Genomic DNA, 21995 nt, shown 5'->3' on the forward strand with positions numbered 1-21995 from the left:
CATTCTGTAAGTCGCGTAAGGCCATTCGGTGTATGTATTTTTATCTCTGCTTTTTAAATTACGGGAAATCTGTTCGTTATCAAATGCAAAATTAATTGCGTCGCGAAGTAATGTATGACTAACTTTCAATTTATTGAGGTTTTAAAATCAAGGTATTAACAATCCAGGACCTTGTCAATACCCAAGGTTGGGTATTTTTAAGTGAAATCAGTAAAAAAATTTATTATTGCTGTTTTTGGCGTACACCAGATTTATAATTGCAAGGTGGCACCATTCTCATTCCCTATTCCGCCTAAAATGGGAAATGGAGTTTGTTTATAACATGTATTTCGATGTAACTTATTACATTCCTTTTAACGCTAAATTGTTCCCGTATATGGATTTATACCAGAGATTAAAGTCATTATCGAAAGATGAAAAGCCTAATGGTAAAAAAATTATTCAAGATTTCCTCAACACGAAAAATATGGATAAATGGATTGTAGGAAATGTTGATAATCCTTCTGGCCAGAGTATTACGTGCGACGTTTATTATGAGGAGAATAAGTTGCATGGCAAACTAAAAATTTTTAATCTCTATAAAAATTTAAATTCCAGAGAACGGTTTTTACGGGAAGTCGAAATATTGGAGGAATTTAAAAATGAACCTGGGATAGTTAAACTACTTTATTATGACAAGGATAGTGGAATTATAATCACTCAAAAGGGAAAATCTTTTGAAAAGTGGTGGAAAGGTCAAAAAGAAGAAAATGATATTGACAATATTTATGGGAAAGCTGTTTCAGTAATTCACTCGCTTGCCTATCCCCTAGTCAGACTTCACGATGCTGGAAAAATGCACCGGGATATTAAGCCGTCAAATATTATTATCATTGATGACCAACCACAGTTTATAGATTTTGGTATTGCCTTCAATGATGAGGACAGTCGGTTAACCGAAGAGGGAGAAGCAGTAGGGAATCAATTTACTAGTCCATTTCCGATATTTAGAGAAGATGAGATAAATTCCAAATGGTACGACATTTTTCAAATGGCTCAGCTACTGCTTTGGATGATAGCAGAAAAACCGGGAAAAACATGGAGTAGACCGATAGATTATAGGTTTGTTAAACTCCCCAAGGATTTGGGACAAGACAGAGTCATAAAAATTTTAGCATTGGCTGGTTTGTGTAGCGATTATTTAAGTTGTCCTACAGACGGCAAAGAGTTGATTAAATTACTAGAAAATTTATTTATGAAAAAAAACGAAAGATCTGATTCAAGGATAAACCTAGAAGAAATAAAGAAAATCCAACAAGCAGGATATGCCTCCATATCCATCAAAAACACAGATGAAATGAGGGAATTTACATGCTTCAAAGATTTGTTTTCAAAAATATGTAGTGATATATCTGATCAGATCAATGGGGTTTTGGCCAATGAAGATAAAGCATTTATCAAGTCATTCTCCTCCTCCTTCAATCTGGAAAAATTTTATACCAAGATAATGGAAAAATTAACATCTCCTGCAGGTTCCTTTGCTTGTAATGAAAAGTCATTCAGAATAATTTGTGGAGATGATCCGCATTCACTTATTGTTGATATTCAACTCCTCTATTATAAAACTTCTACTTTAAGAAATTACACGCGATGGGACCAAACTCTTTGTCCCATGTTTCTAAACATTGTACGTCACAATGAGCATATAAACAAAATGCGGTTAAAAATGGGTGAGGGTTACCTGATAGGGTTTAATAAACTAGGTGAGCTTTTTTTGTTTGATAACACTCACCCTGATTCTATCCACAATAAACGGAGCATAACATTAGAAAATATTTCAAACTTGATAATGGAATTAATTTCGGATAAGGAATATTGGAAAAAACTTTACAAAGATCAATGACTAATTCACCAAAAGCATTTTTTCAAAAATATGCTCATTTAAGTGCTCTGTTGAAACCTTATACGTGCCATTAAGATTATCATAATAAAGATTCCCTTGGGCTAAATCTAATTCTTCACTACCATATTCATCAATATCAAAAAACTTGATTTTATAAGCATCATTTAAGTAATCCTTATACCGGACCTTCACTACATATTTCATTTTACTCGCATACAATTCATCGTCTTTATACAGGTGTTGAATGTTGACATGTGTGTTATCTTTGATTTTCTCAACAAAATCAAATACGTTCTTTACTGTATAAGTCCCTATTAGCCCTGTTGTTACTTTCTTCTCGTTAACACATATCATTTGTCCTAGTGGAATATACTTAGTCGTATCCATGTGATAAATATCTATAAAAGGAATAACCCGAACATAGTCAACGTTCACCTTGTATCCTTCATTGATCAATGACATAATAAACCATGTTCCGGTTTCACCTCTAAAACAATTGGTTGAATCCACATGCCCAACAGTCATTTTAAGATCCGGTTCATATTGAACTTGAGTTAAACGAGTAATAGCTTTCTGCTGAACATGATTGTCAATAATAGCATATACAGTTGCTGTGGTTAAAACGAGCGTTGTAAGTATATCGAAAAAAACTTTATTCTCTTTGATCCAGTGTTTTCCTTTTTGGCTTTTCTTCCTTGCTTTCATTTTGAGTATTTTTCAGTATTTATTCTTTAATCTTTCTAATAACTGCGGATATTCATCAAAAACATTCCGGAGATGTTTAGTGGTAGTGGATACAATCTCAAAATGATCAAGATTCTGATCCTGCCACTTTACCAAGACTTTTACATTAATAAGAGGATGGTGTTCAGCCACCTTGTTAATGATTTCAACTGGGTGCGAAAAGTACTTGTCCAGTTCACTTATCGGCAACTCGGGGCCAGCTCCCATTGAGTAGTGCAGCCTTCCTTCTTGTTTCATTACTTTCATCAAGCAATAAACTCCGTATTGCCTAACCTTATAAATTCCTTCTTCCAACTCAAACTTGCCGTATTTCATACTTACAATTTTAGTAAATACTAAAATAATTAGCAATTTGCAGAGCTTAATTTTTTAACTTGAAAGGAAGCAGAAATGTAAACAGTGTAAACGAAGAATTTTATAGCTTTGAAGCTTCAAGACCCACGGATGTTTTCAGCTTTGTTTACGGCTGTGTAAACAGCTTCGTTTACTTCCTTTTTCCTCGATTCAGCCGCCTTTTTAGCGTATAACTCCGCATAGCTATATCCAGTATATGAACCGAAAACACAGAGAAATATTTTAGTCAGTCGTATTAAATAATTTTCTGAGGGATCAAAAGGGTCAAAAAACAGGATCTCCACGATGAGAATGAATATGGCGAAGATGACAGGCTTATGCCGGATATAGTGGAAGGTAAACACCAGAACAGCTATGGCAAAGGCAAAGGCGTAAGCGAATGCATAGATGTGCTTAAAATGGTTACCCTCAACCGGGGATATGTTGTAATACAACTGATAAAGGTTGACCGTCAGGGGCAAAGTAATGGATAGCACCCCTATGAAAATGAACTTGCGTGAGAACATAAAGTTCTCTATTCTCTCAAAAAAGCTGGTTTTCTTCTTTTCTAATTGCATAAGTGATGTTTTTACTTGAGGGGTCACCAATTTCCACGCCGCGGCCTTATCCCTGATACTTGTCTGTAGGGTTTACCCGTTCTATTTCCGTGCCTCCCGGCTTGTTCTCATAAATAATTGCTTTCGACCAATCATCTTTTAAGGCACCCACAAGCAACATCTTTCTTAGCCTTTTGATACCCAAGGCCATATCCGGCCTGCTTTTTCTACTGCGCTTGTCCCTGGAATAGAACACTCTTTTAGTACCATCCTTTTTTACCACCCAACACCGGGTAAGCGAAGTGTTCTTGAGATTTTCAGGCATGTGGTTTCATTTTTAAGTTCAGACTTTTGCGAAAAGCAATTTCATAAGCCACCCGTATACCAGCATCATTGATTTTATCCAGCCTTCTCTTATGGGCTACGAACAATTGATAGCGGCTCATTTGACCATAAACCCCTTTGCCCTGGTTATGAAGATCCAGTTCCTTTTTCATCTTCTGCAGGGCCAGCTCATTCCTGACCTGCAGCTTTAAAGTTTCCTGCCTCTCATACCATATCCGGTTTTTGTCGAATCCATTTTTGTGGTTATCGGGTGAAAAGTAAAAATCGGCAGAGGGTATCCACCTGTCCGGTGACCGATCCAGCCATTTCCTAACAATATTCACCCGCTCTAAAAGCGTTTCCTGGTATACTTGCCATTCCTCCTGAGTCTTTTGCGAATTAAACCTACCATACACCGAGACGTAAATCATGTTCAGGATCGAAGATTCCTCATACGGCTTGTAATCCGTGTCCGGGTATAATACTGCTTTTGCGTATGCCCAGAACTCCTGCACCAGTGCAAGTAAAAAAATGCGCGCCGCCCCCCCGGCCTGCTGCTCTTGTTTCCTCTCTGGTAAGCACGGCTGCGGCATTTTTTCTGGTTCTCTAGCAGGAGCTGCTTCATTTTTTTTCAAAAAACAGGCATTCAAGGCGGTGGCTACAGCTTCTTTCGCTTGCTTTTCATCCAGGTCATGGGCATTTTTTCTGGTGCTCTTGTCATATGCTCCTGTTTCGGCTTCGCCTTTAGGCAAGCCACACATGTCCGTTAGGACACCTTTGTTATCCACATTGCTATTAATATTGTCTTGCTCCTGTAGCACATGTGCTAAAGGCTGAATTATTTTCCGATCCTTTGTAATCAAAGGGTAAACAGGGGTCCTTTGAAGGCCGCCTTCGGGCAAATAAGTGATCATATAAGCCCCTTTCCACATGATTTCTGGATTTATCCACAAGTCCAATCCTTCGCCACCGTGATGGTTTTCTGCGGTAATCAGGTTAGCTTTCATCAACCGTTCCTTGTGGTTGTATATAGTGCGTGTAGTGCAGTCCTTGCAGCTTGCCAGGCTTGATACATACGTTCTGAAAGCTGGCATTTCGGAAAGGCTATAAGGTGCAACACTTGTTAAGTCGTTCAACTGCTTCATGTAAAGTCGAACAATGAGTTCCGCGGTACCCCGGTGGCTTGCATTGATCTTTTCTTTTAAGTCCGGGTGCTGCTTGTTATAGCTGTCAACGTACTCTTTAAGGGCTTTGAATACTACACCGAAATCGAAACTTAGGTGAAGCGGAGTTGTTGGGGTAACTGCTGTCATTAGTCAATGTTCTTTAAGGTTTCCAATGATATTTTAATACTTTGGAGGTTATCAATAGTGTTTTGGATAAGGACGATGACAGGGAGCATACCTTTATTGCCGTCTATCAGACTGTTCAGCGATATATCATAGGCTGTCCTATACTTTTCAAGCTCTTGGTTTATATAGTCTATCTGGTGATGTATATTGATCATGTTTACAAATGTTTACACGTCACAAACTCATTGGTATAATGTCACTTGTTGCTTCCCCGCGCGAAGGGAAATAATTCGTTCACAAAAATTTTTGGACAATATTTTCCCCTGACACCATTTTTAAGTGCCTCTTAAGTTGGGTTCAAAACCCGTAATACCTGAAAGCTCTAGTGAATTAGACTTTGATCAGTCTCGATTCTATTACAGAATTAGTAAAGCGTACAGCGTTTAAAAAGGACTGTTCGTCAATAATTGTTTTACCTTTTACTCGTTCTCCATATATCACACCTGTACGAACCAGGTGACCCAAATCATTTCTACTCCAACGTAGCTTATCAGCTACCTGGGGATACTTTTTCAACAGTTCTGTCGGGGTGTAAAATCTCTTTTCGGACATAGGTTAGGGGGCAAAAAAGTAACAAAGGTTTAACTAATACATAAAAATAACTTCGTTAGGACGCAAAATTAACACGAAATGTTGCAATTTATTGTGTTAATCATCATGAATGCAGTGATTTAAGATACATTCTGTGCTGATTCATCCGTATATCTATCTAATTCACTGCTGTCTATTTGCCACGAAGATCCCGGCCTGTCCTGCCTCGCCTTTAAAAGGCCATAGTTGCAATGTTGAACCACGGTACTATAAGCCATACCGGTTAATTCTGAAAATTTTCTTGGAGTCAGAAATTTCTCTTTTCGTTGATTCTCTTTAAGTATTTTTCGTAGGCTTTCCTCTAAGCTATACTGTAGTTCCAGTAGATCCTTTTTGGTTACTAGTGTTGCTAATTCATCTGCTCTCATTTGTCAAATATTTTAACTTATGAAAACAAATAAAATACAATTTTTTCATATATAAAACATGTATATAGGGGGTATATTATGGTAGAAGGAGGGTATATAGGGGGGATATTATCATCACGTAAACAATTGGTTTACAGAAAATTAAGACAGAAAAAAAAATTCAAAAAAAATCAAACTTTTTTTCCTCACTTGGCCAAGAAACTTAAATTTCAGCAGATTGCATGCTTTCGGTTGGTATTTCATGCGTAAACTCGTTGTTACAGCGAAAACACTTTAGCTTAAGTTCATTCATCAAAAACAACTTTGGCCTGTACTCTAATAAAAAGGCTTTACAATTCGGACAATGAATACCATGCTGAGATTCTTCTTCTAACATTTGATCCCATTTGTCCATTTCCTTATCTCTTAATCGATCCACAACTCTTGCATACCGCTGAGTGGTTTCAAGAGAAGAGTGACCGAGAATATCCCTAATAACCTCTATTTTGATTCCTAGCAATAAAGAATTGATGGCAAACGTATGGCGACAGCAGTGAAAAGTTATTTTCTTTTTTATTCCTGCTATCTCCATAATTTCTTTCAAGTAGTTGTTCGTGGTACCATTCTCTTGTACGGCTTGTGAAAACAACAGCCCTTGTGGATTGCTCATATCCAATAATGAGTAAAGTCTCTTCCTTATGGGAACCCGCACAGTTTTAACCTTCCCTAGCCTTCCCTTTTGCAACTGTTTTACGATATAGCCATTTTTTAAGTGACTTTTATGCAGGGTCTTGATATCGGAATGTCTAAAGCCACAATAACAAGCAGTCAGCGCTTGCTGCAATGTACTTTGATAGCGAGCGCCAATGTGAAAGTCCTTAGCGTATTTGCTCTTGGCTTTCTTCACTTGTTTTAATAATTCACCACTATCGTATAAATCGTGCAATAAAGCAATCTCTTCTGGCTCCAGATACTCTGCCTCATTAGTCTCGGGCACACCAATGACGTAGTCATCGAAAGGATACTTTTTAATTTGGCCAGCTTTGTAAAGCCGTAAAGTATATTTCCTGAGAAAGCTCAACACGTGAAACCTGGTAGTTTCAGATTTACCCTTCCTTTTTAAGTCGGCAACCAACCCTTCAATGAATTCCTTATCAACTTCATGGATACTTAATGAACTTCTATATGCCTTGACCCTATCCCTTTGCTTCTCCCAATATCCTACGGTTGAAGATTTAATTTCTGTCTCCTCAACCTCCTTTTGCAATTCCTGGCTAACATAGGTATAGAAATCAGTGTCGTGCTTCTTATCCGTTTCTGAATTGTAATGACTTTTGATCTTTTTGAAGGTAATAACATCTCCCTGTCTTTCAAGATCAGATATAATTTTGTCAACCTTAACTTCTTGTCTTTTTATAAATGATGTAACCTGAGAGTAGCCCTTAATTCCCCTGCGTATTTTTTTATTTTCAGCATCATAGTGCTCAAGCTTAATCTTTCTTCCCAGCGGCAGATAGTTATTCTTTCTATTGATTGTAACCCTAAGAGTTAATGGAATCTCTCCGGCTTTTGAAACATATCCAGTTTTACAGTCCAAGTGAACAGTTATTTTCATAAGAAACCTCCCTTATATTGCTCGATAATCAGGCTTTAAAATCCGACAAAAATTAGTGAACTATTAGTGAACAAAAACCATAAATACTGGATTTCGCACTCTGTTTTGTACGGGAACCTGATTAAAAAAGTTGGATTTAAAGCGAAATAAGAGAGATTTCTATATTATCTATATCAGCTTAGGAGTTTAGGAAACTTCTATTCTATCCATTGAACTACGGGGCCATAGTCTTTGGGGATGCAAATATAGGTAAAAATGAATTTAATCAGACAAATTTCAGTCGATGTTAATTTTTGGTGGCAAATGAATTAGCCGCTGTAATACTCATCCTTCAAATAATTCGGATAGATCTGGTTGTGTCTCTTTTTTATCTTTTTAAAGAGCATCTCTTTCAGCCCTCCAATATTAATCCCCTTCTCTGCTGATATAAACACCTTCTCGTCACCTTGCTCTATATGTACCGAATGCATTTTTTCGACCGGTTCACCATCTTCTTCGGGCTCCAGAAGATCGATTTTGTTAAATACATAAATAATCGGCTTATCAGTAGCGTCAATGTCACGCAATGTTTCTTTCACCACCCTGATGTGATCTTCATAAGCCGGGTGCGAAATATCCACTACATGTAGTAAAATATCAGCTTCCCTCACTTCCGCCAGGGTAGATTTAAACGATTCTATCAGGTGGTGCGGAAGCTTTCGTATAAATCCAACGGTATCAGAAAGCAAAAACGGAATATGATTGAGCATCACCTTCCTTACAGTGGCATCTACTGTGGCAAATAGCTTATCCTCCGCCTTTACATCGCTCTTCGATAGCACACGCATCAGCGTAGACTTACCTACGTTGGTATATCCTACCAGCGCCACCCGCACAATATTAGACCGGGATTTTCGCTGTACGGCATTTTGCTTTTCGATCTTCTCCAGCTTCTTCTTCAGCACAGATATCTGGTTTCGAATGTTCCGCCTATCTGTTTCTATTTCTTTCTCACCCGCACCACCACGTGTCCCTGTTCCTCCGCGCTGCCTTTCCAGGTGAGTCCACATACGGGTTAGCCTGGGCATCAGATACTGATACCTGGCCAGCTCCACCTGGGTTTTGGCTTGTGCTGTTTGCGCTCTGTTCAGGAAAATATCAAGGATCAACAAACTCCTATCATAGATCTGGCATTTCAGCTCCCGCTCAAGGTTGCGCAATTGCGATGGAGACAGGTCATCATCAAAGATCACCATGTCTATTTCTCTGGCTACAACATAAGCTTTAACATCCTCCAGCTTACCTTTACCGATAAAAGTCCGGGTGTCCGGCTGCTCCAGCTTCTGAATAAATACTTTTTCGGTAGTTATATCAGCAGTTAGGGCAAGAAATGCCAGCTCATCCAGGTGTTCCTCTACAACATTGTCGTTCTCCCCTTTCTTGGCCACCGCCACGAGTACTCCTTTGTTACTTTTTTCTTTCATATACAATAAATATATAACTATCGAAAATTTTATTTGTTTATCTTAAAAAGCTGGCATATTAAACTAACTTAATTCATATTGGAACCTGAAATAGAATTACGTACTTACTTCCAAACATGTAATAAAATTGGTTACTTTGTTTACTTTTTCAGAATAAAAAATAAATGAAATACGATCTTAAGCAAAGCTATGAAATCCCCCTAGCATTATTTAATATCAGTAGAAAGAATAATAGTTGGCGAATATGAGAGTTGCAATTGTTTTAAACACTTCCTGGAATGTTTACAACTTCCGTATGGGGTTGATCCGGGCTTTGCAGGAAAATGGGCATGATGTGCTGGTAGTAGCACCTGAAGATGACTACACCCAAAAAATTAAAGAAGCAGGCTGTGAATTTCACCCGGTAAGAATGGATAGCAGAGGGGCCAATCCTATCAAGGATTTTGCGCTCACCATGGAGCTTCGTGGGATATACAAAAGAATAAATCCTGATATTATCCTCCATTACACCATAAAGCCTAATATCTACGGTACCATTGCGGCAAGTACGCTTAGGCTACCGGTAATCAACAATGTTTGCGGATTGGGAACCGTATTTCTGCAAAAGGGTCTGGTTTCCAAAATAGCCCTTTTTATGTACAAAGTGGCTTTCCGGTTCCCCAAAAAAGTATTTTTCCAGAATCACCATGATTTTGATCTTTTTCTAAAGGAAAAGCTCGTCAAAGAAAACATAAGTGATGTACTGCCTGGTTCGGGGATCGACCTTGACCATTTTCCGCCATCGCAGTTTAAAAGGAATAAGAAATTTACCTTCCTGTTAATATCCCGCCTCATACATGACAAGGGGATCATTGAGTATATTGATGCAGTAAAAAAACTCCGGTCGCAAGGTGTGGATGCCAGATTTCAGATACTGGGGGCCAAAGACCCTGAGCATCGAAGGGGTATAAAAACTGAGATTATTGATGAATGGATCGATAACAATATCATCGAGTACCTGGGAACAACAGATGATGTCAGATCATTTATCCATGATGCTGATTGTGTAGTACTGCCCTCATACCGGGAAGGCACACCCAGAACACTGCTCGAAGCAGCAAGCTCTGCAAAACCCATAGTAGCTACAGATGTACCGGGCTGCAATAATATTGTTGAAAATAACTACAACGGCTATTTGTGCGAGCTAAAAAATGCCGATGACCTTGCGGATAAGATGTATACCATGATGAGCCTGGAAGACGAAAAAATAGAACTTTTTGGCAAAAATAGCAGGACGAAAGTGGAAAGAGAGTTTAGCGAAAAAATTGTGATCTCACGCTACTTGCAGTCCATTAGTGAATTTAAAAGTTTAAAAGCTTTAAATCATTAATGGATTCGTAGTAATTTTGAGCTATTAAACTGAGCGCTATGATAATAAAAGAAACCGGCTTTGAAGGGCTTGTTGAAATGTACCCGAAAATCATTGAGGATGAAAGAGGCTTTTTCTTTGAAGCGTACAATGAGGAGGCTTTCAGAAAGGCCGGTATACAATACGATTTCGTACAGGATAATCAATCCTTCTCCATTAAAGGTGTGGTGCGCGGCCTGCACATGCAATTGGCGCCATTCTCACAAGCAAAGTTTGTAAAAGTAATGACAGGAAAAGTTTGTGATGTAGCCGTGGATATGCGTCCTGCATCCAAAACTTTCGGAAAAGTATATAAATGTATTCTTGACAGTAAGATAAATAATGCGCTTCTTGTACCGGAAGGTTTCGCTCATGGGTTTTCAGCATTAGAAGACGCCGTTTTTTATTATAAGTGTAGCAATTTTTATCACAAACCTTCGGAAACCGGCATCATATGGAACGATAAGACTCTGAATATCGATTGGGAAGTAGAAAATCCGATAGTTTCGGAAAAGGACGCAATACTTCCTACCTTTGAGGAGTTTCTAGAAAAGTATGAAATCGCATATTAACCCGTTCTCTTTGAAAAAATCCTGCTTAATCCTGCTACTGGCAGCCATGCTGTTATCAGCCTGTGGATCCTATAAGCAGAACATAATGTTCAAAAAGGGTGAAAACAGCACAATTGCCGATATCGACCTTGCATTACAGGAGGCTGAGAATAATTATATCATTAAAGAGAACGATTTTTTAGAATTACAGGTATATACAAAAAGTGGCGAGCGACTGGTTGACCCTGAGTTTGAACTAATTGGTGAAAGCAGAATTAATCAACAAAATGCAAGGCCGCAACTGCAATACCTGGTAAGACGCGATGGGTTTGTTAAACTTCCGATGATCGGAGAAGTGAAGTTGACAGGCATGACCATTATAGAAGCTGAAGAGGTACTGCAAAAGAAATATGAAGTCTATTATAAAGACCCGTTCGTAAACCTGAAATATATCAACAAAAGAGTGATCGTATTAGGCGCTCTGGGTGGACATGTAATACCTCTGCAGAACGAAAACATTAAGGTCACCGAAGTATTGGCACTCTCAGAAGGCATAGACAATAATGCAAAAGTGCAAAACATCAGGTTACTCAGGGGTGAAGAGGCGTATATTATAGACCTCAGCACTATTGAAGGATACAAAGCTTCCAATATGATCGTAAGGCCGGGAGATATCGTATATGTGGAACCCATCCGTAGACCGTTTACGGAGTTTATGCGCGAAAATGGCCCTGTAATATCGGCTTTAAGTAGTGTGGCATCATTAATAGCCGTACTGATAAGCATTAAGTAATTTGGAAAACAAAAACATATATTCTGACACAGAAAAACCCACGGAAGGGATAGACCTTGACAAGGCGCTGACAGTGCTCAGAAAAAGTATTCCCTGGATCTTACTTATTTTTATTGTTACCAACCTCTCGGCTTACCTCTACATCAGGTGGACCAAACCCTTGTATGAATCCGAATCGGAGCTGAAGCTGGATGTAAAATCCGATGCTTCTGAACTGGGGCTTTTGGGCCTTTCAGAGAATAAAAATCTGAATATTATTTCCGGAGAAATTGAGTTGATCAAGTCAAAACTTTTCTTCAGCAAAGTTATAGAAACAGTTGACCTGGATCTTAGCTATTATACGGCCGGCCAGGTGCTGAACGATGAAAAATTCAAAACCTCTCCCTTTATTGTTGATTATAACCTGAAAAATCCGCAACTACTTGATAGAAGGATTTTTGTCAATATAGTTGATGAAAAGACATATACGATCAATTTCTCAGGTGACGAGCAGGAAAAAGCAATGAAGTATAACTTTGGCGAGCATGCAAACCTCCCTGATATCGAATTTATCATATATCTAACCAACTATTTCGATCCAAAGGGTGATAAAAACTTCTTTTTTATAATCAATAGCAAAGCCGCACAGATAAAATACCTCGGTAGCAACCTGACAGTAGAGCCTCTTAACCTGAATGCCAACACCATCCGCATCGCCTTCAAAGACTACAACCCGCTTAAGGCAAGAGATCTGGTAAATGCCATAGACACACTCTACCTGAAATATTCTGAAGAAGAAAAGAACCTGGAAAATAAACAGAAAATAGAATGGCTTAATAGTGAACTCCGGCAAATTGAAACACAACTCGAAGGGTATGAGCACTACTTTGAAAACTTCACTATCAAAAACAGGACCAGCGACCTGAACGAAGATCTGAAAAGAACCATTGAAACCATCAATGCCCTGGATTCTCAAAGGTTTCAGTTGACAAAAAGAATTCAGGCTTTCGATCAGCTATTAGCAGATCTTGAAAATAATAAAACAGAATTTCTTGGCATCAGTCAGGAAACCTACCCAAAACACATTGCTGACGCTTATAATGAGCTTTCGGTTCAGATCAGCGAAAGAGATAAGTTAAGGCTCTCCTATAACGAAACTACTTTTGCGCTGACAAGAAAGGAGGAAGAAATAAAAAACTCAAAAACAGCGCTAAAGGCCCAGCTTGAAAAACTAAAAACACGTGATGAATCAGAGGTCCGAGATCTACTGGTAAGAAGAAGAAGGTTAGAGGACAACTTCGTTGAGCTACCCGGAAAAGGCACAGAATACAATAAGAATCAGCGGTTCTTTAAACTTTATGAAGAATTTTACCTGTCATTGATGCAGAGTAAGGCCCAGTTTCAGATAGCCGAGGCGGGTACAACTACTGAATTTAAAATATTATCCTCCGCAACACTTCCGCAGCGGCCTATATCACCCAATGTGATCATTATTTATGGTATAGGACTTGTGGCTGGCTTTATATTCAGCTTTATATTTGTTAGTGTCAGATACCTGCTGCACAACAAGATCAGCGCCTTAAAAGAAATCGAAAGGCTTACTACAGCGCCAATATTGGGTACCGTGCCTACTGCTTTGGAAAAAATCGAAGCAACCCAACTGATCATTGACAAAAAACCGAAGTCTGCAGTAAGCGAAGCATTGCGGTCAATCCGGACCAATATAGAGTTTATGGTGACCGGGGGAAAAAACCAGGTGATCTCTGTAACATCAACGATCGGCGGTGAAGGAAAAACATTTGTGGCTGTAAATCTCGGAGCAATAATGGCCCTCTCTAAGAAGAAGGTACTGCTCCTGGATCTCGATATGAGAAAACCCCGGGTACACATGGCCTTTCAGGATGCATCGCATGCCAAGGGGGTAAGCACTATTCTTATCAATAAGCATGGCGTTGATGAATGCATACAAAAGACAGTAATAGAAAACCTGGATTATATTCCGGCCGGCCCCACCCCTCCTAATCCTTCCGAACTTTTGCTTAATGGTGAGTTTGATAGCCTTTTGAGACGGCTTCGTTTGGATTACGATGTTATTCTATTAGACACTCCACCTGTCGGACTGGTAACTGACGGTATTCTGGCTATGAAAAAAGCTGATCTTGCGATATACATCGTCAGGGCACATTATTCCAGAAAAATATTTATGAATACACTGAATAGATTGATCCACATCAACCATTTTAAGAAACTTGCCGTAGTATTAAATGCTACCTCCAATACAGGAGCTGACAGCTATGGTTATGGTTACTATGAAGAGAAGCCGGAAAAATCCGGCAATTTCATCAAGAGAATGATCAATAAAGGTGTTTAATTTTTTTAGAAAAAAACAATCGGGATCAGCCAGGTCTATTCAGGTTGATATACATTCACACCTGCTGCCGGACCTTGATGACGGGGTTGAGGATTATGAAGAATCTCTGGTCATTATTAACGGCTTTCATGAAATGGGGTACAGAAAACTAATCACCACCCCTCATATCATGCAGGATTTTTACAATAATTCCGAAGCCAGCATCACACAAAAGGTAAAGGAGCTTAATGCCAAAGTCGCGGAAGCAGGCATCCCTGTAGAGGTATTGGCCGGGGCAGAATATTACCTGGATGATCACCTCCTGCACAAAGTAAAAAATCGATCCGGTGATCTTTTAACCTTCGGAAATAACTACCTTCTTTTTGAAACCTCTTTCATGAATGAGCCCATGTACCTGAAAGAGTTTATTTTTGAGGTGCGGTCAAGAGGCATAACCCCTGTAATGGCACACCCGGAGCGATACGCATTCATTTATAATGATTTTGATATGGTATCTGACCTCATAGACCGGGAGGTATTACTACAGGTGAATATCAATTCATTTACAGGTTATTACTCCAAACAAGTAAAGAAAACTGCCGAAAAGTTGGTTGACAAAGGATTAGTTCATTTATTAGGCAGCGATTGTCATAACTTACGGCATTTTGAGGTTTTGAAAAAGGCCAGACAAGAGAAATACTATATTAAAGCATTAGAATTACCTCTGATTAATTACAACTTATGATTCTGGTTACTGGTGCAAATGGTTTTTTAGGGAGCTATATATGCAAAAAGCTTCTCAGTGAAAAGGAGCCATTTATAGCTTTGGTACGCCCTTCCAGCGATATTAGCATGCTGCAAGACATTCAGGATGATATAAGAATACACCACGGCGATGTACTCGATCCTGACAGTATTGTAGGCATAATAGAGGAAATAGACACGATCATTCATTGCGCGGCCGTGGTGTCTTATCACAGGGGTGACAGAAAGCAAATGAATGAGGTAAATGTCACCGGCACAAAGTATATGGTAGACCTGGCATTGGCCCACAACATCAAATATTTTGTTCACATCAGTTCGGTAGCGGCACTGGGAAGGAATCAGCCTTCAGGCACTATATCTGAAAACAATAAATGGCAACATTCCAAATGGAATACCAGCTATGGCGAATCCAAATACCTGGCTGAGCTAGAGGTTTGGCGGGGAATAATGGAGGGACTGAATGCCGTTATCCTCAACCCTTCAGTGATACTGGGACCCGGCGACTGGTCACGGAGCAGCGCCAGGCTTTTTAAATATGTTTGGGATGAGAAAAAATTTTACACCGAAGGGTTGCTCAATTATGTTGACGTTCGTGATGTAGCTGATATTGTATTCACATTTCTAAAAAAAAGGACCACCGGCCAGCGATACATTATAAATGCAGATGGAGTAACCTATAAAAACTTTTTTGATGAAGTAGCAAACAAGTCCGGGAAAAAAGCACCTGGTACCAGGGCCACTCCCTCGCTGGTCAGGCTCGCCATGGTATTGGAAGGCATTAAGTCAATATTTACAGGTCAGAAGCCATTAATTACCCGGGAAACAACCAAAATAGGCGACAATAAAATATACTTCGATAATAGTAAGATAAGGAAGGAATTAAATTATAACTTTGTGCCGCTTTCACAAACAATTGATTGGACCTGCGAGGTTTATAAAAAAGATCCTGATTAAAATTTAAGCAACTTTCTTATTTATTTTAGGGTTTAATTAGTTAAATTGTTTAAACTTTTGAGGTGATTGAATGGCTGAGAATTTTAAGAGAAAAGAAGAGAACGAACTGATAAAAAGGTTTGAGGATCACGTTAAAAATAGAGCCACATATTTCTTTGAGCTTGACAGCTTCGAGCAGATCATAGGTTTATATATTGAGCGTGGTCAATACAAAAAGGCACTTAGCGCCATCAACCTGGCAGCCGAGCAATACCCCTTCTCCACAGAATTAATTATTACCAAAGCACAGGTTTTAACCAACCTCGAGGAATATGAGGAGGCTCTTGACCTGCTAGACAAAGCTGAATCTTTCCAACCTAATGACTCTGAAATATATTTTCTGAAAGGATCGATCTATTCCCTGCAAGCACAATATGAGGCTGCTATTGAAACGTATTTTCAGGCCTTGCCCTTTGCTGAAGACACAGACGAGGTATACTATAGTATAGGCCTTGCTTACCAAAGCATGGAAAAGTACCAGGAAGCTATCGATGCCTATAAAAACGCTATCGAAGAAAATATTTTCCATGATGGCGCCCTGTATGAGCTGGCATACTGTCTGGATATTTGTGGTGAGTTGGAAAGCAGTATCTCGTACTATAAAAAGTTCATAGATGCCGATCCTTATTCCCAGGCGGCCTGGTACAACCTGGGCATCGTTTATAATAAACTGGGTAGGTTTGACGAGGCCATCCATGCTTATGACTATGCCATTGTCATTGAAGAGAATTTTTCTTCAGCATATTTTAACATGGGCAATACTTATGCTCAAATGGAAAAATATCCTCAGGCGCTGGATGCCTATAAAAAAACTATAGACATAGAAGGTCCAAGCCCCGAAGTATACTGCCAGATGGCTACCGTTTACGAAAAAATGGAGCAGTATGAGTTAGGCCTGAAATATTTTCAAAAAGCTACCAAGCTCGACAACCTGTATGACGAAGCCTGGTTCGGAGCAGGTAAGTGCCTCAACAAACAGCAAAAATGGTATCAATCACTGCACTTTTACAATAAAGCGCTAAAGCTGGACCACGAAAATCCTGAATATTGGAAAGCAGTAGCGCAAACAGAATATCAGATCGGAAATATTGTATCCAGCATTGATGCGTATGAAGAGGCCAGCATGCTTACCCCTGAGGACAAAGAGATCTGGCTCAACTGGTCCTACATCTATTACGAGCAAGGCGAATACGATAAAGCTATCGATCTGGTTATCAGTGGATTAGAAGACAATCCTGATGATGCCGACTTCTTCTATCGTATTACTGCCTACCTAATTACTGCCGGCAAATACAAAGAAGCCTTTAATTATTTAGAAAATGCATTAATTTTGGACTTTGATAAACATGAAGCTCTCTTTGAGTTTTTCCCACAACTAGAAACTCAAAAAGCTTTGTACAAAATCATTGATCAATTTAGAAAAGAAAATTCCTGATGAATTATACCTTAAACAACATTCCTGAGCGCACCACCAAGCCCAGGCAATATGGTTTTACTATGGCCATGGACAAAGGCCTGAGCATTCGAGAAGTTGAAGATTTTATAAGCATCTGCGGAGAGTATGTGGATATAGTTAAATTCGGTTGGGCTACTTCGTATGTTACGCCTAACCTGAAGGAGAAGATAAGAGTATACCAGGATGCGGGCATACCTGTCTATTTCGGAGGTACGCTTTTCGAATCATTCATCATCAGGGATCAATTCGATGACTATAGAAAAATACTCGACAAGTATAAACTGGAATATGCCGAAGTCTCTGATGGCTCCATAGAGCTCGATCACGATAAGAAATGTCAACTGATCAGCCAGTTGTCCGAACAGGTCACAGTGCTTTCAGAGGTAGGCTCTAAAGATGAGGAAAAGATCATTCCTCCCTATCAGTGGATAAAATTAATGCAGGCGGAACTGGATGCCGGAGCCTGGAAGGTGATAGGAGAAGCCAGGGAAAGCGGAAATGTCGGACTTTTCCGTTCTACAGGTGAAGTACGATCAGGGTTGGTACAGGAGATCCTGACCAAAATTCCCTTTGAGAAAATTATTTGGGAAGCCCCCCAAAAGGCGCAACAGGTATGGTTCATCAAATTATTGGGTTCCAATGTCAACTTAGGAAACATTGCCCCTAATGAAGTAATTCCCCTCGAAACCATCCGTCTGGGTCTGCGAGGAGATACTTTCAATCATTTTCTCTCGTTAAACGGTAAAAGCTAAACTTTCCGTGCCGATGCATAGATTCAAAGACACCCTGCTCGTATACTTTAAGGGATTGGGAATGGGCGGGGCTGATGTAGTGCCTGGCGTATCCGGTGGAACAATTGCATTTATTACAGGTATATACGAAAAACTATTGGACTCCATAAAAGCAGTTGATGTAGAAGCCATTAAGCTGCTGTTTACCCTCCAGTTACCGCTTTTCTGGAAGAAGATCAACGGAAGTTTTCTTCTGCCCCTGGTGTTGGGCATTGCCACAAGCTTTCTGACACTGGCAAAACTGATCGTTTTTTTAATGGAAAACTATCCTATCCCACTGTGGTCATTTTTTTTCGGCCTGATCATTATTTCCGCTATCCTGGTATTAAGGGTGATCAACAGATGGAGTATTGGCGTAGTATTGGCAACCCTTACAGGCATACTGGCGGCCTATTTGATTACCGAAGCTACTCCTTCAGAGACACCTGAGGCCCCTTGGTTTATCTTTATTTCAGGCGCTATTGCTATTTGTGCTATGATACTACCCGGTATATCAGGTTCATTTATCCTGCTGATCCTGGGTAAGTATGAGTATATGATGACAGCCCTGAGTAATTTTGATGTAATGACGGTAGCCATATTTATAGTAGGTTGTGTTTTCGGTCTGCTATCATTTTCCAGGCTGATCTCATGGTTGTTAAAAAACTACCATAACATCACTATAGGACTTCTTTCGGGATTTATGATTGGATCACTCAATAAAGTATGGCCATGGAAAATTCCGGTCGCTTTCCGTATCAACAGCCATGGTGAGCAGGTTCCGTACCTCACGAAAAATGTTTTGCCCGGAGAATACATGCGCGAACTCGGAGAATATCCACATGTACTGACAGCCATTTTATTCATGGCTCTAGGTATTTTTGTAGTGGTATTGATTGAAAAAGTGGCTAATTACAAATCCAAAAGAGCAAACTGATGCCAGAGCTTTATGGCTTGATCGGGAAAAAGCTCTCACACTCCTTTTCAAAAAAATTCTTTACTGAAAAGTTTGAGAGAGAAGGACTTGATCAATGTCGTTACGAGTTATTTGAACTCCGGGAAATAGATGAATTACCCGCACTCATCAGCGCCAATCCTTACCTGAAGGGGCTCAATGTTACCATCCCCTACAAGGAAGCTGTTCAACCCTTCCTTTATAAAGTCGATGATGCCGCCCTTAAAATCGGCGCCGTAAATGTAATAAAAGTAGAAGCCGGAAAGTTATATGGCTATAATTCCGATTTCTATGGTTTCAAAAACTCCTTAATGGCCTGGCTGGAGGGCAATTACAAACATCGGGCCCTGGTATTGGGTACGGGCGGAGCTTCGAGAGCAGTTGTTGCAACGCTCGAAAGCCTTCAGATCCCCTACAGACTCGTATCGCGTCAGTCGGTATCGAATGTACTTACCTACGAAGAAATTACTCCGGAGATCATCTCTACACATCACCTGCTTATTAATACTACGCCATTGGGCATGTATCCCAACACTTCTACTATTCCCCAACTGCCATATGAAGCGGTAACTCCCCGTCATTATTTGTACGACCTCGTTTATAATCCACTCGAAACAGCATTCCTTCTTCAAGGAAAAGCACATGGCGCCAGCACCAAAAACGGTCTGGAAATGCTTCATTTACAGGCAGAAGAATCGTGGAGACTGTGGCATCATTAATCGGCCCGTCTGTAAGTTCGGTTTTTTTTTATGCATTCTCGATTCATTGTATGGCCTTACATCATAAAAATCACATTATCAAAATCATCGGCAATCGCTTTATATTTAAGGGGTAAAACAGGTAATCATTTAATGATCAGTATGTTAAGCAACAAAGTCAACCGCCATCAAAATAATAACTATTCAGATAATAACATTTAAATATGTGATGTAATATTTAAATCAAACCGCAATAGATAGTTGGCTCAGCATCTTCTAACTTTAAAATTTCATTTATAGCTTTTTAAACTAAATTCATTGTACAATGAAAGAATTATTAAAACTAACTAAGGCTGGGTCCAAATCTCCTTATCTGGTGTTTCATCTTATTGATAATGACACCCTCCTATTTAACTGGAACGGCTTTCTGGATGTAGATAATATCATAAAAGTTCATGAGCAGTCTCTTGAACTTATCAAGAAACATAAGATCGTCAACCTGATTGAAGATGTAAGAAAATTTTCCGGCCCCTTTTCAAAGGCCAATGATTGGTTTATCAATACCTATACTCCTTCAATTATTAAGCTCGGAGTTAAAAAAACAGCCGTTATCCTCAACGATAATGTATTCACTGAATTATCTGTAACTGACCTTAAAGAGAATCCTGAATTCAAAAAAATGGGACTACTTTACCGTGTCTTCGGTTCTATGGAAGATGCCACCGAATGGATACGGGAAGATTCTAAGCAGACTGTTTGACGATTGCCCATTTTTCATCTCCCTGTGCTATAGTTGGTTAAAAGTCCAGGCACAGGGATATTTCCCCACTTTTTTCACAAATCTTACACCTTTTGTGACCGATAACTATATGATATTAATCATCTATTAAATCATATAATATCATATATATTCAAAACAACACCTAATTAAATCTCTTAATACATAAATTATTACCTGCGCAACTGAACTATGATTAATGAATTTAACTTCTTCTTCTGACTATCTATATTCAAAGAAAAAAATTAAGCTATGATAGGTGCAAATGTAAATGGCATTAGGGTGGAAGACTTATTTCAATGCTATGACAAGTACAATTTTTTATATCAGGAGAAGAAGGAGAAAATGCAATATCTCTTTCCAATGATCAAGGCCAATTGGGATATGGCATTATCAATGCCATGGGAAAATTTTTTATTGTTGACCTATAGCCGTCCGGAAAAGGACCTTTTTGCATCGGTGTCTGCATGGAGGAGTACGCTCCGTAGCTATTGCATTCAGCACATGGTATCTAATCAGGCTGAAAATACCAGGTTGATATTACTTCATTTTCTAAATATTCTTGAAAATGACATTACGGAAAAAAATGCCATCCAGGTTTATTATCAGCCGAAGACGAGGTTTGCTAACAATATGTTTTCACATCTCCACAAGGCAGCAGGCACTGAACATAGCCATTTGAGCCCCTATAGCTACCTCAGCTACCCTGTTAAGCCTGTTCCGCTACATTGGGACCGGGTCTTCGCTGAAGAGTTGAACAAAACCAACCAAAAAGGCATTATAGATTTTATAAAGCGGGAAAAAGGTGACTTCTATTCCTGGGTTCAGGATTTTGACAGCGATGATTTCACACTTTCCACTCTTGATAAGGAATACAGTAAATATGGTTTGACACGAACCAGGCAAGTTGTGGCGTATAAAGATGAAAGCCATAAGATCCTCGGTGTTTCTGTTATTAACAGAGCATCCACCGGCCTGAATTTCAGCCTGCTGGAAAATTCTTGTGAAATAATTCTCGACTCTCAGCATCCCATCTGGCTGCTCAATGAAGTTATAAAATCGATTCTTTATCATATCAGCAATCTTTATCGCCAGTCAGACCTGGATAGTGTGCCGCTCCTGGTTGCCCCGGAATATGAAGGCCTGATCCAGGCTTATGGAGGCAAATCTATGAGAACCTACAATTATTTCACCTGCGACAATAGTGTATTTGAAGAATGGCGTAGCTACCTCAAATCAGAATTAAAAGAGGTTACTGAACATCTCAAAATAAAGAACCTCGAATCCAAAGCGTCTTAAAAAATCTTAAAAA

23 protein-coding genes are annotated in these 21995 nt (G+C 39.4%); 13 read left to right on the forward strand and 10 right to left on the reverse strand.

The genetic code is table 11. The annotated features are described in order from the left end of the window. The first annotated feature begins 376 nt into the window (after positions 1-376). Positions 377-1882, forward strand: a complete 1506-nt coding sequence (locus C900_RS10230; RefSeq protein WP_157493984.1) for a protein kinase domain-containing protein — start codon at positions 377-379, stop codon at positions 1880-1882. Here the strand turns inward: C900_RS10230 and C900_RS10235 are convergent, their stop codons facing one another. The 10 genes from C900_RS10235 to hflX all read right to left on the reverse strand — a co-directional run bounded on the left by C900_RS10235 (position 1883) and on the right by hflX (position 9208). Continuing rightward, positions 1883-2587 (reverse strand): hypothetical protein, encoded by a 705-nt coding sequence (locus tag C900_RS10235; protein ID WP_009579753.1) that lies wholly within the window; start codon positions 2585-2587, stop codon positions 1883-1885. 12 nt (positions 2588-2599) lie between these two features. After that, positions 2600-2941, reverse strand: a complete 342-nt coding sequence (locus tag C900_RS10240) for a hypothetical protein (protein WP_009579754.1) — start codon at positions 2939-2941, stop codon at positions 2600-2602. 116 nt (positions 2942-3057) lie between these two features. Then, positions 3058-3537 carry a hypothetical protein gene (locus C900_RS10245; RefSeq protein WP_009579755.1) on the reverse strand — a complete coding sequence of 160 codons (480 nt, stop codon included), beginning with the start codon at positions 3535-3537 and terminating at the stop codon, positions 3058-3060. Positions 3538-3583: 46 nt separating this feature from the next. Next, positions 3584-3841: a hypothetical protein gene (locus C900_RS10250; RefSeq protein WP_009579756.1), complete on the reverse strand. Its 258-nt coding sequence runs from the start codon at positions 3839-3841 to the stop codon at positions 3584-3586. Next, positions 3834-5153 (reverse strand): hypothetical protein, encoded by a 1320-nt coding sequence (locus tag C900_RS10255; protein ID WP_009579757.1) that lies wholly within the window; start codon positions 5151-5153, stop codon positions 3834-3836. The genes C900_RS10250 and C900_RS10255 overlap by 8 nt, the downstream gene beginning before the upstream one ends. Continuing rightward, positions 5153-5347, reverse strand: coding sequence for a hypothetical protein (locus C900_RS10260; RefSeq protein WP_009579758.1), 195 nt, complete (start codon positions 5345-5347; stop codon positions 5153-5155). Before C900_RS10260 ends, C900_RS10255 begins: the two co-directional genes overlap by 1 nt. 175 nt (positions 5348-5522) lie before the next feature. Further along, positions 5523-5744 carry a hypothetical protein gene (locus tag C900_RS10265; RefSeq protein WP_009579759.1) on the reverse strand — a complete coding sequence of 74 codons (222 nt, stop codon included), beginning with the start codon at positions 5742-5744 and terminating at the stop codon, positions 5523-5525. A 119-nt stretch (positions 5745-5863) separates the two neighbouring features. Further along, positions 5864-6151: a hypothetical protein gene (locus tag C900_RS10270; protein WP_009579760.1), complete on the reverse strand. Its 288-nt coding sequence runs from the start codon at positions 6149-6151 to the stop codon at positions 5864-5866. Between the two features lie 202 nt (positions 6152-6353). Beyond that, positions 6354-7727: a site-specific integrase gene (locus tag C900_RS10275; protein ID WP_009579761.1), complete on the reverse strand. Its 1374-nt coding sequence runs from the start codon at positions 7725-7727 to the stop codon at positions 6354-6356. Between the two features lie 326 nt (positions 7728-8053). Beyond that, positions 8054-9208: a GTPase HflX gene (gene hflX, locus C900_RS10280; RefSeq protein ID WP_009579762.1), complete on the reverse strand. Its 1155-nt coding sequence runs from the start codon at positions 9206-9208 to the stop codon at positions 8054-8056. Between the two features lie 244 nt (positions 9209-9452). Here hflX and C900_RS10285 point away from each other — a divergent pair, with 244 nt between their 5' ends. The 12 genes from C900_RS10285 (at position 9453) to C900_RS10340 (ending at position 21982) form a co-directional block, all read left to right on the forward strand. Beyond that, positions 9453-10577: a glycosyltransferase family 4 protein gene (locus tag C900_RS10285; protein WP_040496401.1), complete on the forward strand. Its 1125-nt coding sequence runs from the start codon at positions 9453-9455 to the stop codon at positions 10575-10577. A gap of 38 nt (positions 10578-10615) precedes the next feature. Next, positions 10616-11167 carry a dTDP-4-dehydrorhamnose 3,5-epimerase gene (rfbC, locus tag C900_RS10290; protein WP_009579764.1) on the forward strand — a complete coding sequence of 184 codons (552 nt, stop codon included), beginning with the start codon at positions 10616-10618 and terminating at the stop codon, positions 11165-11167. A 10-nt stretch (positions 11168-11177) separates the two neighbouring features. Then, positions 11178-11939 (forward strand): polysaccharide biosynthesis/export family protein, encoded by a 762-nt coding sequence (locus C900_RS10295; RefSeq protein ID WP_040496420.1) that lies wholly within the window; start codon positions 11178-11180, stop codon positions 11937-11939. A 1-nt stretch (position 11940) separates the two neighbouring features. Next, positions 11941-14289 (forward strand): GumC family protein, encoded by a 2349-nt coding sequence (locus C900_RS10300; protein WP_009579766.1) that lies wholly within the window; start codon positions 11941-11943, stop codon positions 14287-14289. Further along, positions 14282-15013, forward strand: coding sequence for a tyrosine-protein phosphatase (locus C900_RS10305; RefSeq protein WP_009579767.1), 732 nt, complete (start codon positions 14282-14284; stop codon positions 15011-15013). The genes C900_RS10300 and C900_RS10305 overlap by 8 nt, the downstream gene beginning before the upstream one ends. Then, positions 15010-15987, forward strand: a complete 978-nt coding sequence (locus C900_RS10310; protein WP_009579768.1) for an NAD-dependent epimerase/dehydratase family protein — start codon at positions 15010-15012, stop codon at positions 15985-15987. Before C900_RS10305 ends, C900_RS10310 begins: the two co-directional genes overlap by 4 nt. Before the next feature lie 70 nt (positions 15988-16057). After that, entirely contained in the window at positions 16058-17461 is a 1404-nt protein-coding gene (locus tag C900_RS10315; RefSeq protein WP_009579769.1) for a tetratricopeptide repeat protein, read from the forward strand. Further along, a complete protein-coding gene (locus tag C900_RS10320) occupies positions 17461-18234 on the forward strand; it encodes a phosphosulfolactate synthase (protein WP_009579770.1) in 774 nt (257 codons plus the stop codon). The genes C900_RS10315 and C900_RS10320 overlap by 1 nt, the downstream gene beginning before the upstream one ends. 13 nt (positions 18235-18247) lie before the next feature. Then, positions 18248-19189, forward strand: a complete 942-nt coding sequence (locus C900_RS10325; protein ID WP_009579771.1) for a DUF368 domain-containing protein — start codon at positions 18248-18250, stop codon at positions 19187-19189. Then, positions 19189-19926, forward strand: coding sequence for a shikimate dehydrogenase family protein (locus C900_RS10330; protein ID WP_009579772.1), 738 nt, complete (start codon positions 19189-19191; stop codon positions 19924-19926). Before C900_RS10325 ends, C900_RS10330 begins: the two co-directional genes overlap by 1 nt. Before the next feature lie 304 nt (positions 19927-20230). Beyond that, positions 20231-20665, forward strand: a complete 435-nt coding sequence (locus C900_RS10335; RefSeq protein WP_009579773.1) for a hypothetical protein — start codon at positions 20231-20233, stop codon at positions 20663-20665. A 270-nt stretch (positions 20666-20935) separates the two neighbouring features. Further along, the gene (locus tag C900_RS10340; RefSeq protein WP_009579774.1) at positions 20936-21982 is read left to right on the forward strand and encodes a hypothetical protein; all 1047 of its coding nucleotides are present in this window, start codon (positions 20936-20938) and stop codon (positions 21980-21982) included. The last annotated feature ends 13 nt before the right edge of the window (positions 21983-21995 follow it).

The sequence above is a fragment of the Fulvivirga imtechensis AK7 genome (genome assembly GCF_000331535.1).
GTDB classification, from domain to species: Bacteria; Bacteroidota; Bacteroidia; order Cytophagales; family Cyclobacteriaceae; genus Fulvivirga; species Fulvivirga imtechensis.